Raw genomic sequence first — 15,969 nt, forward strand, 5'->3', positions numbered from 1 at the left:
TGTCGGGCTGGAGCCCTTGTATTACGGGCTTTCCAAGAGTCGGCACAGTGCTTGCGTAGGGCTGGATGACGACGGGTCAGTGGGGCATTTCCCCCAATTTTTCGGGGCCTGTCAGGGGAGGCCCAATGATCCATTCATTCACTGCAGGACTGCTCGGCTGCGTGCTGTCGGTCGGTGTCGCGCAAGCCGATGTCTTCGTTTCCGTGGACGCCAAGGGCAGCTACGTGCTGTCCAACGTCCACCGTCCCGGGCGCACTTACGAGCGGGTGATCCGCGACGCCGATGCGCCGCTGGTCAGCCTTGACCGGCAACCGCAATTGATCGCCAACCAGCCCTACGCCGAGCTGGTGTCAGCTGCCGCCACCGCCAATCAGCTACCCGAAGCTTTGCTGCATGCGGTGATCAAGTCCGAATCCAACTACAACCCCGGCGCCACCTCGCCCAAGGGTGCCGGCGGGCTGATGCAACTGATGCCCGACACCGCGCGTGAGTTGGGGGTGAAAGACGTCTACGACCCCAAGGCCAACATCCAGGGCGGGGCCAAATACCTCAAGCGCCTCATGACCCTGTTCGACAACGACATCGCCTTGGCCGTGGCGGCTTACAACGCCGGACCTGACGCGGTGCTCAGCCGGGGCCGGGTGATTCCGCCGTTCGCCGAAACCCAGCGTTACGTGCCCAGCGTTTTGCGTCAGTACCGGCGCCTGCAAGGGCTGGCAGTGGACGCGCCTTTGTAGGTCCGGACACGGATTCCCCCACTTTCGGGGCAAACCCGAGGGGCCCGGAAAAGTGGGGAAACGGGTGGGGAATATCCCCCGGACTCTCAAGTGACTTGTGTAAATGATTGAGATGGAAAGAAATTTTTTGTGGCACGCGGATTGCTCCAAGGGGTTTATCGAGAATCGTTCCCTGTGAAGCACCCACTACGAGGTTTCCGATCATGGTTGGCATTCACCACGCACCGTCCCTGTTGAACTGGCTGCTGTTGCTGGTCTCGATGCTCAGTGTCGAACTGGCCAGCGCCACCGTGCGCTGCGAGCGCAATCTGGTGGCCAACGTAGTCGCCTTCGATCAACCGCTGATGTTCAACCGCCTCGGTGCGCAGAACGTCAACGGGATGATGTACGCGCTGCGCCGCGATGTGGTCGATGACCATGACGTCTCGCTGGCCTATGGCGGCAGCGCGGTGCCGGGCAAGGTGTCGCTGCGTGCGGACAAGCGTCCACGGCCGTTGGTGCTGCGGGTGGCTGCCGGTGATTGCCTGACGATCAATCTGCAGAACCTGCTCGATTACCACGCCAATCCCAACAAGCACTTCGAAGGGCCTGAGGGCGAAGAAGGCGAAGAGGGCATCGAGAACGCCGGCGGTGCGGAAAACTTCAAGGTCGACGAGCAGGTCGCCGACCGTCATGTCGGTTTCCAGGTCAACGGCCTGCAAGCGGTGAACAGCATCGACGACATTTCCTCCTACACCGGGCGTAATGCAAACACCCTGGTGCCGCCGGGGGCGAGTCGTTCGTACGTGCTGTACGCCGAGCGCGAAGGGGCGTTTGCCGTCAGCAGCCGTGGCGCGACATTCGGCGGGGAGGGCGCGGCCGGCAACGTCGCCAATGGCCTGTTCGGCCAGGTCGTGGTGGTGCCGAAGTCGGGACGCACCTATCGCAACACTCTCACCGAAGAAGAAATGCGTCTGGCGACCACCGGCCGTACACCGGCCGGTCACCCCATCGTCGATTACCAGGCCCGTTTTCCGCAGCGCGAACCTTGGTTGCGTGAAGGCAAGGCCGGCACGCCGATCATCAGCATGGTCGACGGCAACGAAATCATCTCCAGCGAAAGCGATGCAATCGTCATGGGCAGCAACGCCGATGGCAGTTTTGCGCCCAGCACCTATCCGCTGGAGTCGGTGGGCAAACGCAACCCGGCGATCCCCAACCGCCTCGAGCCGTTTCGCGATTTCGCCTCGCAGTTCCAGGACGAAACCGCCGCCACCCAAGCATTCCCCGCCTACTGGGCCGACCCGGTCATGGCCCATGTGCTGGAGCCGACCCGCGACTCGTTCATGATCAACTACGGCTCCGGCGGCATGGGCGCTGAAGTGGTCGCCAACCGCCTCGGCGTGGGCCCGATGCACGACTGCCTGTCGTGTGCCTACGAAGAATTCTTCCTCAGCTCGCACACCGTCGGTGACGTGGCGATGCTGGTGGACGTGCCGGCCAATACCGGGCTTGAGAACATCGCCCCCGGCCAGACACCCAGCGCAGATCAAGTCGGCGTCAAGGCCACCATGGCCCTGTATCCGTCGGAGCCTTCGAACGTCAACCACAGCTACATCGGTGACTTCGTCAAATTCCGCAACACCCACAACGGTCACGAGCAGCACATCTTCCACCTGCACGGCCATCAGTGGCTGTTCAACCCCAACGACGACAACTCCGATTACGTCGACGCCCAAGGCATCGGCCCTGGCGCCGGCTATACCTACGAAATCGCCAACGGCGGCTCCGGCAACCGCAACCGGGTGGCCGGTGATGCGATCTATCACTGCCACTTCTACCCGCATTTCGCCCAAGGCATGTGGTCGATGTGGCGGGTGCACGATGTGTTCGAAGAAGGCACCCGGCTGGAAGTCTCGCAACAGGGCGCCGATGGTTATCACAGCGAGCCTTACGCACTGCGCAGCGGTAAACCCGCCGCCGGTGCCCGAGCCTTGCCGGATGGCGAGATCATTGCCGGCACGCCGATTCCTGCCGTCGTGCCGCTGCCCGGCAAAGCCATGGCCCCGATGCCGGGCAAAGTAGTGGTGGTGCCGAAAATCGGCGAAACCCTGGTCGCCAGCAACGATGACGACGATGAGGACGAAGAGGGCGATGACGACGGCGAACACCATGGTGGTAACGGTGGATCGCAAGCCATCGGTTCCCTGGCCCTGGTTGATCGCAGCGAAGCCAACCGCAACGCCGACGGCAGCCTGAAAAACCCTGGCTATCCGTTCTGGATCGGCGGCATGGAAAGTTCGGTGGGTCAGCGTCCGCCAACCCCACCGCTGGACATGCTCGACGCGGCCACCGCGCAATCGTTGAAAGCCAGCGGCAAAGCGCTGTGGGCCAACCTTGACCCGAATCAGTCCGGCGGCTGGGATGGCGGCTTGCAGCGTCACGCCCTCGACGGGGTGGCGGCCGGAGGCGAGGCGCACACCGTGACCACCTCGCTGGACTTCTCCAAGGAAGTCACCCGGGCCAAACCGATTTACCTGCCGGAAGAAGGCACGGAAGTGGAACAGGCCGCGATGGCGTTCCACGCGAAAAAGGATCACCCAAGCTTTGCCTTGCTGCCCGGCAACCAGATCGTGGCCAAGGACTTCCGCACCAACGGCGCCTTGCCGATTGCCGGCGCGCCGTACTACGAGCCGTGCATGGACGACCGGCAAAAGCGCCTGACCAGCAGCGCCGGCACCGGCGAGTTCGCCAGCGGCGACCGGTTGGATGGCATGTCCTTCGTCGGCGCCTCGACCTTCACCGCCGACCGCCCGCGTATCTACAAGGCCGCCAACATCCAGTTCGACGCGGTCTATAACAAAGTCGGTTATCACTTCCCGCAAGCCCGGATTCTGGCGCTGTGGGAAGACGCCTGGCCGGTGATCACCAAGCAGCGTCCGCCAGAGCCGCTGGTGATGCGCATGAACACCTTCGACTGCGTGCAGTACCAGCAAACCAACCTGGTCCCTGCCACCTACGAGATGGACGACTATCAGGTGCGCACGCCGACCGACGTGATCGGCCAGCACATTCACCTGCCGAAGTGGGACCTGACGTCCGCCGACGGTTCTTCCAACGGCTGGAACTACGAGGACGGCGTGCTCTCCCCAGGCGCTGTTCAGGAACGTATTCACGCGATCCGCGAATTCAACCAGTGCGAGGGCAGCGACCCGCGCGACGGCACCCAGGCGTGCCCGAAAGCCAAGGCGCATCCGTTCTTCGGTCAGTTCGGGCGCAGTGACTGGATGGGCGCGCGCACGGCCATGCAACGCTGGTTCGTCGACCCGGTGGTCAACGCCAAGGGCGTGGATCGGGGGCTCGGCACCATCTTCACCCACGACCACCTCGGCCCATCGACTCACCAGCAGATCGGGCTGTATGCCACGGTGCTGGCGGAGCCGGCTGGTTCCACCTGGTTCCACGCCGAAACCGGCGAGCCTCTGTACAGCGGTGCTCGCCAGGATGGCGGGCCGACTTCGTGGCAGGCGGTGATCAACACCGGCGACCTCGACGGCGACGGCAAGAACGACAGCTTCCGTGAGTTCTTCCTCGAATACAGCGACTTCCAGCACGCCTATGAAGCCGGTGTGTACGTGGGCGCCGGCCCGAACGGCGTGCCGAATCCGCAAGCGTTCCCGGCTACCGCCGACAGCTTCCGCTATGCGATCAACCCGCCGGTGCGCAACAACGCCAGCACCTTGCTCGAAGGTGTGCTGGAAGTGCAGGGCGGTCAGGTGCCGGGCTGCCCGAGCCGGCCTTGCCCGCAAGCGATCTCCGTGGATGATCCGGGCATGTTCGTCGTCAACTATCGCAACGAGCCGCTGGCCCTGCGGGTCTACGATCCGAACAAGGTCGGCCCGGACGGCAAGCGCGGCATGCAGGCCGACGGCCTCGGCGGCGATCTGGCGTACGCCATGCAAAGCCGTACCGACCGGGCGATCCCGGCGATGAACCTGGCACCTAACCTGGTGACGGCTGCCACCGGCCCGACTGGCGGCACCACGCTGTTCCCGCCACACATCAACAAGGGCGGCAGCGAGCCGGGCGACCCGTTCACCCCGATGCTGCGCACCTACACCGGCGACAACGTGCGTCTGCGGGTGCATGCCGGCGGCCATGAGGAAGAGCACAACGTCACCCTGCACGGCGTGAAATGGCTGCAGAGCGGTTCCGGTTTCGGCAACAGCTCCAACTCGGGCTGGCGCGCCTCGCAGATGATCGGCATCTCCGAACAGATGGGCTTCATCGCACCGGTGTCGATGCTGTCCAGTTCTGCGGCGACCACCGGTGACTATCTGTACTCGATGGACGCTTCGATTGAAGGCTACTGGAGCGGGATCTGGGGCGTGATGCGCAACTACACAGCCAAACGCAATGACCTGTTCGCCATCCCCAACAACCCGAGCCCGGCCGGCATGCGCAACACCGTGGCGTTCGAAGGCAGTTGCCCACGGATCAGCGCCAACCCCAACGGCATCGGCACCCGGCCGACGGTGCAGCGCAACTATGAAGTGGTGGCGGCGCTGGCCAACGACATCCTCGGCAATTCGCTGGGCCTGAGCATCGGCGATTCGGCCGGGCTCGGTCAGCATGTCGGCGGGCCGCTGAATCCGGCGGGCGGCACCCTGGTGCTGAACTCGCGCACAGTGAGCATCCCGCAAGTGACCGTGACCGATCCGGAGGACGGCGAGACCATCACCATCGGTGGCCAGAGCGGGCCTCTGCATGATCCGACAGCGATCCTGTACGTGCGCAAATCCGACCTCGATCCGGTCAGCGGCAAGCTCAAACCCGGCATTCCGGTCGAACCGCTGGTGCTGCGCGCAGCGGCCGGGGACTGCATCAACATCACCCTGGAAAACCGTCTGCCGAGCGTGATGCCGGACCTGACCCAGACCGCGGTGATGCAAGGCATCGTCAAGCGCGACCGCAACAGCGGCCTGGGCTCGACCACCTTCAGCAACAACCTGATGCGGCCGTCCAGCCACGTGGGGCTGCACGCGCAACTGGTGGCCTATGACATCACCAAATCCGACGGTGCCAACGTCGGCGCCAACCCGGTCCAGACCGTGCCACCACGGTTGGGCAGCAGCGGCGCCTACCCGACCCGTACCTATCAGTACTACGCCGGGCACCTGGAGCGTGAAGGCAAACCGGTCACGCAACTGGGCCGCAGTGTCGACAACATCAACGCCACGGCCGTGGAGTTCGGTGGCCTGAACATCACCCCGGCAGATGTGATCAAGCAACCGCAAAAAGGCCTGGGTGGTGCGATGAGCATCCTGCCGATCGGCGCGACCTGGGTCGACGATGCGCGCAAGGTCAACGCCACGGTCACCGCACCGGGGCAGACGACTTACCGCGACTTCGCGATGGTCTGGCACAAGGCGCTGAACACCCGCTGGGCCAATGGCCGGCCGGTCGAAGGCATCGCTGCCGAGGGTTTCGGTGTACCGACCGATCCGCAGGACAACTCGAGCATGGCGATCAACTACAAGACCGAGCCGCTGTGGTATCGCTTCGGCCTCGCCCCGGATGCGCCGTTCGGCCATGCCGATGGCGCGGGTTACGGCGATATGACCAACGCGCACATGGCCTACAGCAATGCGCTGGTGGGGGGCGATCCGCAGACGCCGGTGCTGTATGCCAAACCGGGCCAGCCGTTCCGTACGCACATCCTGATGCCGAGCGGCGGCAGTCGCGGCACGACGTTCCAGCTCGACGGACACGTCTGGTCGCTCAACCCGTTCCAGGCCGAGAAGAGCGACACCGGTGGCTACCCGATGGGCACGCCGGGCGTGGGTTCGGTGCGCTTCGGCTACAACCCGATGTCGATGTACATCGGCGCTCACGAGAGCGTCCTGCCGGCGGCGCACTTCAGCTTCATGATCCCGAGTGCCGGGGGCAGCAACGCCATACCGGGGGACTACCTGTTCCGCGATTACGCCGCCTATGGCAACACCTCGGGACTGTGGGGATTGCTGCGGGTGACCAATGAGCCGGAGCCGGCGCCGCCTGCTCAGTAGGTGCCAATGCGCGACCTGTGGGAACCGGTGAAACCGCTCCCACAGGTGGGGAAAGGTTTGTAGGGGAGAGATGTATGAACAGGATCATCAACATCATCGGCGTCTGCCTGCTGGCGATGGCCGGCGCGCTGCTCACGCTGAGCGAGATTGCCCTGGCGCAAACCGGCGCCGGGCAGGTGCTGACCCGCGACGGCGTGTCGATCGCCTTCGATCTGAAGCCGCTGGCCAGCGACGGCCAGTTGCGTGAGGGCGAGTTCGCCGACGTGCAGTTCCGCGTCACCGACGGCGCCTCCGGCCAGCCGTTGTCCGGTGTGGCGCCGGGGGCGTGGATCGATCCGCAAGCCCTTGCCGCCGACGAGGCCCAGGGCCGCGACCAGAGCTGCAAGTCGCGGGTCGGCACGTTCCTCAAATCCAACATCGGCGCGCGGCCGTTGCTCGACCTCAACAGCTATTTCCTGCTGGTGATGAACCGCGATGCCAGCGTTTCGGTGGTCGATCCGTCCGTGTCGGTCGGCGGCATCACCAGCACCCTGGCGCGGATCGAACTCAAGCAGTCGCCGATGGATTGGGTCACGCCCAAGGACAACAAAAAGGTCTTCATGTCGATGCCGACGGCGGGGGAAGTGGCGGTGATCGACAGCGAGCAATTCAAGGTCATCGACTCGGTGGCCGCCGGCAGCCAACCGGTGCGGGTCGCCCTGCAACCGGACGAGCGCCTGCTGTGGGTCGGCAACAACGCGAGCAAGGCTGAAGAGTCCGGCGTTACGGTGATCGACGCTCAAAGTCTCAAACCGCTCAAACACCTGGCGACCGGTCGCGGCCACCACGAAATTACCTTCAGCAAGGACAGCCGTTTCGCCTTCGTCAGCAACCGCGACGACGGCACCCTGAGCGTTATCGACATCGCCAGCCTGAGCCTGCTGCAACAGGTCAAGACCGGTTCCAGCCCGCTGTCGGTGGCGTATTCGCCGCTGTCCGGCGCGGTGTACGTGGCCGATGGCAAGGATGGCGCCGTCACCGTGATCGACAGCAACAGCCGCGCCGTACGCCGGGTGATCAAGTTGCAACAGGGCCTCGGCCCGATGGGCTTCAGCGCCGACGGTCGTTTTGGCGTGGTGCTGAACACGGTGGAAAACCGCGCCACGGTGATCGATGCGGCCAACGATTCGGCGATCCATGATCTGGAGGTTTCGGCCGAACCCTATCAAGTGGTGTTCACCCAGGCCTATGCCTACGTGCGCGGACTGGCCTCGCCGAAAGTCACCATGATCAACCTGTCTTCGCTGGGCGAAGGGCGTCAGCCGATTACTCAAGGTTTTGAAGCCGGGCCGCAACCGCCACGGCTGGCCGGGGATCTGCCGTTGGCGTCGAGCCTCGCGGTATCGCGCGATGACAACGCGGTGTTCGTGGTCAACCCGGTGGACAACACCACCTATTTCTACGCCGAAGGCATGAACGCACCGATGTCCGGTTACCCCAACCGGGGGCAGATCGCCCGCGCCGCACTGGTGATCGACCGCAGTCTGCGCGAAGTGTCGCCGGGGCTGTACAGCGCCCGGATCAAGCTGCCGGCGGCGGGGCGTTTCGACGTGGCGTTCCTGCTCAACCAGCCGAACATCATTCATTGCTTCACCGCCCAGGTGGCGTCCGACGGCGCGCCTGAAAAACATGCGGGGGCGCCCAAAGTCGAGTTCCTGTTGGACAAGACCGCCGTGGCCCTCAACGACCCCTACGTGGTGCGCTTTCGCATCGTCCAGGGCAAACAGAAAGTCCAGCGCAGTGGCGTGACCGACGTGCAGTTGCGCTACTTCCTCGCGCCGACCTCCCGCCCCCGTGAAGTGGCGGCACTGGAAGTCGCCGACGGCGTGTACGAAGCGCCGGTGACCCTCGACCGCAGCGGCGCCTGGTACCTGCATGTGCGCGCGGCCTCGCTGGGCGCCGGTTTCGACGACAAGACATTTGCCAGTGTCCGGGTGCTGCCCGGCCAGACTCAGTGACGAGGAAACGACCATGAACCGATTTGCATCCCGTGGCCTGCTGACCCTGTGCCTGTTGGCCGTCGGTATCCAGCAGGCCAGCGCCCACTCGGCGGACGAGCATGCCGGGCACACCGCACCGGCCGCCAACAGCCAGGAACACGCCCAGGTCAAATTCGCCGACGTGCCGCTGCTCGACCAGAACGGCAAGACCGTGCACCTGGAGCAGGACCTGGTGCACAACAAGATCGTGGTCATGAGTTTCATCTACACCAGCTGCACCACGGTCTGCCCGGTGGTCTCGTCGATCATGGGCAAGGTGCAGAAACAGCTCGGTGCCCGGGTCGGCGCTGAAGTGCAGCTGGTGTCGATCAGCATCGACCCGCAGCGCGACGACCCGAAACGTCTGCAGGATTACGCCCGCACCTTCCAGAAAGGCCCGGGCTGGAGCTGGCTCACCGGTTCGCCGCAATCGATCACCGCCACCCTCAAGGGCCTCGGCAGTTTCAGCGGCGACTTCAAAAATCACCAGCCGCTGATCCTCGTCGGTGACGGCAACAGTCGGCACTGGACGCGCTATTACGGCTTCACCGACCCGGCCCTGCTGGCCAAAGAGGTCGAGAAACTCAGCGGCCTGCGCACCCACGCCAAACACACCGCGATTGCCATGGAGCAACAACCATGAGAACCCTGGACTGGATCACCCTGACGGTTTGTTTCTGGATTTTCAGCGCCATGGCCCTGGCTCACGAAGGCCACGAACAACCGGTACCGGCAACGACAACGACAACGACCAGCGCTGCGCCCGCACCGGCCAAAGGCACCCACGACGCGAAAACCTGGTTCACCGACACCCCGTTGCTCGACCAGCACGGCGACGTCCAGCGTTTCTACAGCGATGCGCTGCACAACCGCGTGGTGCTGCTCAACGTGATCTTCACCAGTTGCAATGACGCCTGTCCGCTGATCACCCGCAAGCTCAAGGAAGTCCGCGAGCTGCTGGGCGACAAGGCCGACGGCATCACCTTCATTTCCCTTACCAGTGATCCGCTGCGCGACACGCCGGCGGTGCTCAAGGCTTACACCTTGAAGCAGGGTGCCGATGACCCTCACTGGCTTTTCCTCACCGGCGACAAGGCGCAGATGGACCTGGTGCTGGGCCGCATCGGCCAGATCGTGCCGACGCCCGAGCAGCACTCGACCCAGTTGATCGTCGGCGATGTGGCCAACAAACGCTGGAGCAAAATCCGTCCCGACGCCCCGGCCGCCGCCATTGCCCAGCGCTTGCAGCTGCTGACAATGCCCGTGGCCGGCCGCTGAGTCCGCGCCATGAACCTCGGCCGCGTCCTCGCCCTGATCCTGTTCGCTGGCGTCAGCCTTGGCGCGGCTGCGTTGCCGCTGACCGATGAAGAAAGCGCCGGCAAGCGCCTGTACCGCGAAGGCTTGTCCGCCAGCGGCGAGCCGATCATGGCGCGGGTCGGCGCGGCGGACGTGTTGCTGCCGGCCACCAGCCTGCCGTGCGCCAACTGTCACGGTGCCGATGGTCTGGGCCGGCCCGAAGGCGGGGTGCGTCCGCCGGAGCTCAACTGGTCGCGGCTGACCAGCATCCACGGTCAGCAGCAAGTCAATGGCCGCAACTATCCGGCCTACACCGACAGCAGTCTGGCGCGGGTGATCCAGCAGGGCCGCGACCCCGGCAACAATCGCCTCGACCCGAGCATGCCGCGCTTCCTGCTGTCGATGAAGGATCAACGCAACCTCACCGCGTACCTCAAACGCCTGGCTGATGACCGCGATCCGGGGCTCGATGACCAGACCTTGCATTTGGGCACCTTGTTGCCCAGCCAGGGGCCGCTGGCCGAGGAGGGCGCGACCATCGCGGCGGTGCTCAACGGCAGCGTGGCGCGGATCAATCAGGCCGGCGGCATTCACGGTCGGCAGTTGCGCCTGACCGTGGCCGATCCCGGCCCGGATCGCGCCAGCGCCGAACAGGCCCTGCAACGGCTGATCGAGGAAGAGAAAGTCTTCGCCCTGATCGCACCGCTGGCGCCGGCGCTGGACAGCGAACTGGCGCCGCGTCTGGAACAGTCCGGCGTGCCGCTGATCGGGGCGATGTCGCTGCTCGGCCCGGTGCAGGCCAGTCCGCAGATTTTCGAACCGCTGCCGGGCCTGCGCGAGCAACTGATCGCGCTGGCCGACTACGCCACCGCCAGTTTGCGGGTGCTGCAAGGGCCGACGCTGATTGCCTATCCCGATGACCCGGCGCAAGTGCTGGCGGCACAGACCCTCGGTCGTTATCTGCAGGATCACGGCTGGCAAAAAGTCCATTTGCAGGCCTACGACCCGACGGCGGACAGCTTGCCGCTGGGCTCGCGCTCGGTGTTCTACCTGGGCAGCGGCGGTGGTTTCAGTCGGCTGGCGACCGGGTTGCAGAATGCCGGGCAGGTGCCGTACCTGTTTGCCGCATCCAGCCAGGTGGCGGGGGATCTGTTGCAAGTGCCGGAGGGTTTTTCCCGGCGGGTGTTTCTGGCGTATCCGTTCGTGCCCAGCGACTGGACTCAGGCCGGGCGCATGGCGTTGACGCTGTTGCGCGAGCATCAAGGCCTCGGCGCCCAGCACGCGGTGCTGCAAGTCGGCGCCTACGCCTCGATGCTGTTGTTCAGCGAAGGCATGAAGCAGGCGGGCCGCGATGCCAGCCGCGAAAAACTGGTGGCGGCGCTCGAAGGCCTGCACGACTTCGACACCGGCCTGACCCCGCGTCTGAGCTTCGGCCCCGGCCGACGATCAGGCCTGAGCGGGGCGCACGTGGTCACCGTTGACTTGCCCGACCAGCGTTTTTATCTGGTCGCTCCCTATAAACCGATTATTGCCACGCCCTGACCGGAGGCCCTGATCATGAAGCTCAAAACCCTGTGTTTGCTGCTGACAGGCTGGTTGTCGGTGGCGCTGGCGAACAATGAGCCGGTGGCCGCCCGGGTCAACGGCGAGGCGATTTCCGAGTTTCGCCTGGAACGCTTTTTCGCCGAGTACCTGGAAGATCAGGGCCGCGCCGTGGCGAGCATCCGCAACCCCAAGGCCTATAAACAACTGCGTCAGGCCGCGCTGGACACGCTGATCGACAAGGAACTGCTCTGGCAGGAATCGCGCAAACGCGGGGTGAAGATCGATGCGCAAGCCGTGCGCGAACAGGTCGAGCAGACCCGCGTCGCCATCGGCGGCACCGATAAATTCCTCCAGCGCTTGCAGGACGCCGGTTTCGATGAGGCCTCATTCACCGAATACACCCACCGCGAACTGGCGGCGCAGCGGATGTTCGCCGAACTGACCCAAGTCCAGGCGCCGGATGAACAGACCGTGCGGGCGTTTTTTGCAGAACACCGCGCTGAAATGGGCGCGCCGGAGCAGGTGCAGGCCCGGCACATTCTGATCAAGGTTGCCGGCGATGCCGATGCCGCCACGGTTGAAGCGGCACGGCTACGCTTGGAAGAGTTGCGTGCCGCTATCGCAGGGGGGCAAACCTTTGCTAGCGTCGCTCAATCGGGCTCGGAAGATGTCACCGCCAGCCAGGGCGGGGACCTGGGGTATTTCGCCCGTGGGCAAATGGTGCCGGCGTTTGAAGCGGCGGCGTTTGCCCTCAAGCCTGGCGAAGTCAGCACGGCGGTGCGCACACCGTTCGGCTGGCATTTGATTTTTGTCGAGAACCACAAGGAGGCGGCCGATGTCCCAGAGGAGCAAGGGCTGGAAACAGTCAGGGCGTACCTCGCCCGACAGCAACAGACCCAGGCTCGTCGTCAGGTGCTCGCGCAGTTGCGGGCAGAGAACAGGATCGAACGAATTGACGACGATTGAAGGTTCCCCCCCAATAGTGGGGAATGGCTTCGATGCCCATTCAGGTGCTTCCCCGTTTCTGGGGAACGGGGTACCGGGACGAGCGGGCATTTCCATTCAATTCAAGGACATGAAGACAAAAAATTACCGGCACTCAGCCTGGCATGAAGTGTGCGTTACCTCTTGTGAGGCGCACTCCAGCAGGTTCGGGTCATTGAATTTCAATTGCCGGCACTTGAGGTTTCAGGGAGTCCACCTTGGTTAACAAAGTACTGGTTGTCGAAGACGAACAGCTGCTTGCACAGAACCTTCAGGATTATCTGTCGGCGCAAGGGCTGGAAGTCCGGATTGCACATGACGGCGCAGAGGGAATCGGCCTGGCCGAGACTTTCGCCCCCGACGTGCTGGTGTTCGATTACCGCTTGCCCGATATGGAAGGGTTCGAGGTGCTCGACGCGGTCCGCCAGAACAGGACGTGTCATTTCGTGCTGATAACGGGTCACCCGACCGCTGAAGTCTGTGAGCGGGCGCGGCAACTGGGGGTCAGTCACATCCTGTTCAAACCGTTTCCACTGGCGGAACTGGCCCGAGCTGTCTGTGACCTTCTGGGGATCCAGCGCGAAGCGAAACCCGGTGCGAGCCCATCCGAAGGCTTCGTCGAACGACGCCAGAGCAGGACCGAGAGCTTCCCGTTGCAGTTGTACGATGGCAGTTGGGTGCTGGCGGACCGCCGACGAAACCGGTCGGAGGCCATGGCACCGGACGACGATCAAATGCTCACCGGGGAGTAATGGCGCGATAGACGTTCCGGCACTCGCCGAACTCGCCTCCCGCGCCGTCAGGGCCTCAAGCCCCGGGTGTTGGAGAGCAAGCCATGGATCGTCTGTCCGTTGTCGTCGAACCGCTGTCGGTCAATCCTCCACAGGAGGCACAGACCCCGCCACGCTTTTCCAGTGAGCAACTGGCCCAGGCCCGGGCACGGGCCAGCACTTCCGGGGAACGGGTGCTCGATGCACTGGCCGTGCTCTGCGAACTGGCGCCGATGCCGTTCATTGCCAGCCTCGGCGCCACCCTGCATTACCCGGTGCTCGACACCGACACGCTGTTTCTGGCGACCCCGGTGTTCGACCGGGTCACCCTCGCGCAATGCCTCAAACGTGAATTCATCCTGCTGCGCCACAACGACGAAGTCATCGGCGTGTTCGCCGACCCCTTCGACACGTCGCGCCTGGCCTGGATCGACGAATGCCTGCACGGTGCGCCGCTGTACCTGGTGCACGCCGACGACCTCAAGGCCTATCTGGCCCGCCACGAAGAAAGCTTCCACGCCGTCGAATCGCTCAACGCCCAGGCCGACGCCGGCAGCGAGACCGACACCCTGCAAAGCCTGTCGCTGACCAGCATCAGCGAAGACTCGAGCGTGGTGGTGAAACTGGTCAACTCGACCCTGTACGACGCGCTGAAAATGCACGCCAGCGACATCCACCTCGGCACTACTGGCCAGGGTCTGGTGATCAAGTACCGGATCGACGGCGTGCTGAACAACATCGGCAAGATCCAGGGCAGCGAGTTCGCCGAGCAGGTGATCTCGCGGGTCAAGGTCATGGCCGAACTGGACATCGGCGAAAAACGCGTACCCCAGGACGGTCGCTTCAAGATCGGCATCAGTGGCCGGCAGATCGACTTTCGGGTGTCGATAATGCCAAGCATCTTCGGCGAAGACGCGGTGCTGCGGGTGCTGGACAAACAGGACCTGGCCGACAAGGTCTGCGGCGTGCAACTGCAAGCGCTGGGCTTTGAAGACGAAACCCTGCGCCAACTGCGTCGCCTCGCCGCCGAACCCTACGGCATGGTGCTGGTGACCGGCCCCACCGGCAGCGGCAAGACCACCACGCTGTACGCGATGATCACCGAGATCAACCACGGCGTGGACAAGATCATCACCATCGAAGACCCGGTGGAATATCAGCTGCCCGGCGTGCTGCAAATCCCGGTCAACGAGAAAAAAGGCCTGACCTTCGCCCGCGGCCTGCGCTCGATCCTGCGCCACGACCCGGACAAGATCATGGTCGGCGAGATCCGCGACCCGGACACCGCGCAGATCGCCGTGCAATCGGCACTCACCGGTCACCTGGTGTTCACCACCATTCACGCCAACAACGTGTTCGACGTGATCGGCCGCTTCACCCAAATGGAAATCGATCCCTACAGCCTGGTCTCGGCACTCAACGCGATTCTCGCCCAGCGTCTGATCCGGTTGGTGTGCAGCAGTTGCAGCACGCCGGTCAACCCGAGCGATGAAGAGCTGCGCGCTTCGGGCCTCGACCCACAGAAAGTCGATCACTATCACTTCGTTCACGGCAAGGGCTGCGGCCACTGCCGGGGCAGCGGCTATCGCGGCCGGACGGCGATTGCCGAGCTGCTGCACCTGGACGACGAACTGCGCCAGATGATCGTCGAGCGCCAACCCATTACCCAGATCAAAGCCCTGGCCTGCGCCCGTGGTTTGCGCCTGTTGCGCGAATCGGCGCTGGAGCTGGTGGAGCACGGTCGGACCACGCTGGAGGAGATCAATCGTGTCACTTTTATCGCGTGATCAATTTATCGCCGTGCTCGGCGCCAGCGGTGTCGGCCTCGGCCAGCGCCGGGGCAGCGACACCCTGTGGCTGGGCAGCGTCGGCTACATCGACGAAGGCTTCCAGAGCTACGCGGTGGCGCTGGACACCCTCGACCGTCTGCTCGGCGAACACACCCGCGCCGGTGCCGAGCTGAGTGTGGTGATCTCCGGTCACTTCAGCCGCTTCTGCCTGGTGCCCTGGAGCGAGCAGATCAGCAGCCCTGAAGAGCTGCGCGGCTTCGCCCAACTGTGCTTCGAAGACCTGTTCGGCGCACCGACTCAACCGTGGAGCCTGGTGCTGTCCGCCGAACCCGCCGGGCATGACCGGATCGCCAGTGCCTTGCCGCAGGATTTGCTGGAACGCCTGCGCACGCTGGTCACGGGGCGCGGCCTGCGTCTGCGTTCGGTGCAGCCATACCTGATGACCGCGTTCAACCGTTTCGACAAAAGCCTCGACGCCGGCGACTTCCTGTTCATCGTCGCCGAACCGCAACGCAGCGTGTTGCTGCTGGCAAGGGAAGGGCGCTGGTCGTCAGTGCGCTCGGTGGGCGGCAGCGACAGCGACGCGGCACTCAGCGCGCTGATCGGTCGCGAACGGCAACTGCAAGCCTCCACCAGCGAACGCGTTTTCAACGTTTATCTGCACGCCCCGGCGCGCCTCGATGCGCAACCGGATGTGGCGGGGGTGCACCTGCGCACCCTCGAAGACGACTCGATGACCGTGCGTGACGCCTTGTACGTCATGTCCCGGGCGGTGGCCTGAC

General features: G+C 64.3%; 10 protein-coding genes. All 10 read left to right on the top strand.

The window, feature by feature from the left end; all coding sequences use genetic code 11:
• Positions 1-125 precede the first annotated feature (125 nt).
• The 10 genes from QR290_RS11595 (at position 126) to QR290_RS11640 (ending at position 15,968) form a co-directional block, all read left to right on the top strand.
• Complete coding sequence (locus QR290_RS11595; RefSeq protein ID WP_289204954.1) at positions 126-737, top strand: lytic transglycosylase domain-containing protein; 612 nt, start codon at positions 126-128, stop codon at positions 735-737.
• 203 nt (positions 738-940) lie between these two features.
• Positions 941-6,784, top strand: coding sequence for a manganese-oxidizing multicopper oxidase MnxG (gene mnxG, locus QR290_RS11600; protein ID WP_289204955.1), 5,844 nt, complete (start codon positions 941-943; stop codon positions 6,782-6,784).
• Positions 6,785-6,858: 74 nt separating this feature from the next.
• The gene (locus tag QR290_RS11605; RefSeq protein WP_289204956.1) at positions 6,859-8,781 is read left to right on the top strand and encodes a YncE family protein; all 1,923 of its coding nucleotides are present in this window, start codon (positions 6,859-6,861) and stop codon (positions 8,779-8,781) included.
• Between the two features lie 13 nt (positions 8,782-8,794).
• Complete coding sequence (locus QR290_RS11610; protein ID WP_007956112.1) at positions 8,795-9,445, top strand: SCO family protein; 651 nt, start codon at positions 8,795-8,797, stop codon at positions 9,443-9,445.
• On the top strand, positions 9,442-10,080 hold the full coding sequence (locus tag QR290_RS11615) for an SCO family protein (protein ID WP_289204957.1): 639 nt from the start codon (positions 9,442-9,444) through the stop codon (positions 10,078-10,080). Before QR290_RS11610 ends, QR290_RS11615 begins: the two co-directional genes overlap by 4 nt.
• A 9-nt stretch (positions 10,081-10,089) precedes the next feature.
• Positions 10,090-11,640 carry an ABC transporter substrate-binding protein gene (locus tag QR290_RS11620; RefSeq protein ID WP_289204958.1) on the top strand — a complete coding sequence of 517 codons (1,551 nt, stop codon included), beginning with the start codon at positions 10,090-10,092 and terminating at the stop codon, positions 11,638-11,640.
• Between the two features lie 15 nt (positions 11,641-11,655).
• The gene (locus QR290_RS11625; protein WP_115077257.1) at positions 11,656-12,609 is read left to right on the top strand and encodes a peptidylprolyl isomerase; all 954 of its coding nucleotides are present in this window, start codon (positions 11,656-11,658) and stop codon (positions 12,607-12,609) included.
• A gap of 236 nt (positions 12,610-12,845) precedes the next feature.
• A complete protein-coding gene (locus tag QR290_RS11630) occupies positions 12,846-13,379 on the top strand; it encodes a response regulator (protein WP_007956122.1) in 534 nt (177 codons plus the stop codon).
• Positions 13,380-13,462: 83 nt separating this feature from the next.
• Complete coding sequence (locus QR290_RS11635) at positions 13,463-15,184, top strand: GspE/PulE family protein (RefSeq protein WP_007956124.1); 1,722 nt, start codon at positions 13,463-13,465, stop codon at positions 15,182-15,184.
• On the top strand, positions 15,165-15,968 hold the full coding sequence (locus QR290_RS11640) for a hypothetical protein (protein ID WP_289204959.1): 804 nt from the start codon (positions 15,165-15,167) through the stop codon (positions 15,966-15,968). The genes QR290_RS11635 and QR290_RS11640 overlap by 20 nt, the downstream gene beginning before the upstream one ends.
• Position 15,969 lies beyond the last annotated feature (1 nt).

This window comes from Pseudomonas fluorescens (genome assembly GCF_030344995.1).
Taxonomy (GTDB): domain Bacteria; phylum Pseudomonadota; class Gammaproteobacteria; order Pseudomonadales; family Pseudomonadaceae; genus Aquipseudomonas; species Aquipseudomonas fluorescens_BF.

Bases quoted from the DNA above. Each gene is read 5' to 3' on its own strand.
- QR290_RS11595 (WP_289204954.1), top strand. From the start codon at position 126: ATGATCCATTCATTCACTGCAGGACTGCTCGGCTGCGTGCTGTCGGTC.
- mnxG (WP_289204955.1), top strand. From the start codon at position 941: ATGGTTGGCATTCACCACGCACCGTCCCTGTTGAACTGGCTGCTGTTG.
- QR290_RS11605 (WP_289204956.1), top strand. From the start codon at position 6,859: ATGAACAGGATCATCAACATCATCGGCGTCTGCCTGCTGGCGATGGCC.
- QR290_RS11610 (WP_007956112.1), top strand. From the start codon at position 8,795: ATGAACCGATTTGCATCCCGTGGCCTGCTGACCCTGTGCCTGTTGGCC.
- QR290_RS11615 (WP_289204957.1), top strand. From the start codon at position 9,442: ATGAGAACCCTGGACTGGATCACCCTGACGGTTTGTTTCTGGATTTTC.
- QR290_RS11620 (WP_289204958.1), top strand. From the start codon at position 10,090: ATGAACCTCGGCCGCGTCCTCGCCCTGATCCTGTTCGCTGGCGTCAGC.
- QR290_RS11625 (WP_115077257.1), top strand. From the start codon at position 11,656: ATGAAGCTCAAAACCCTGTGTTTGCTGCTGACAGGCTGGTTGTCGGTG.
- QR290_RS11635 (WP_007956124.1), top strand. From the start codon at position 13,463: ATGGATCGTCTGTCCGTTGTCGTCGAACCGCTGTCGGTCAATCCTCCA.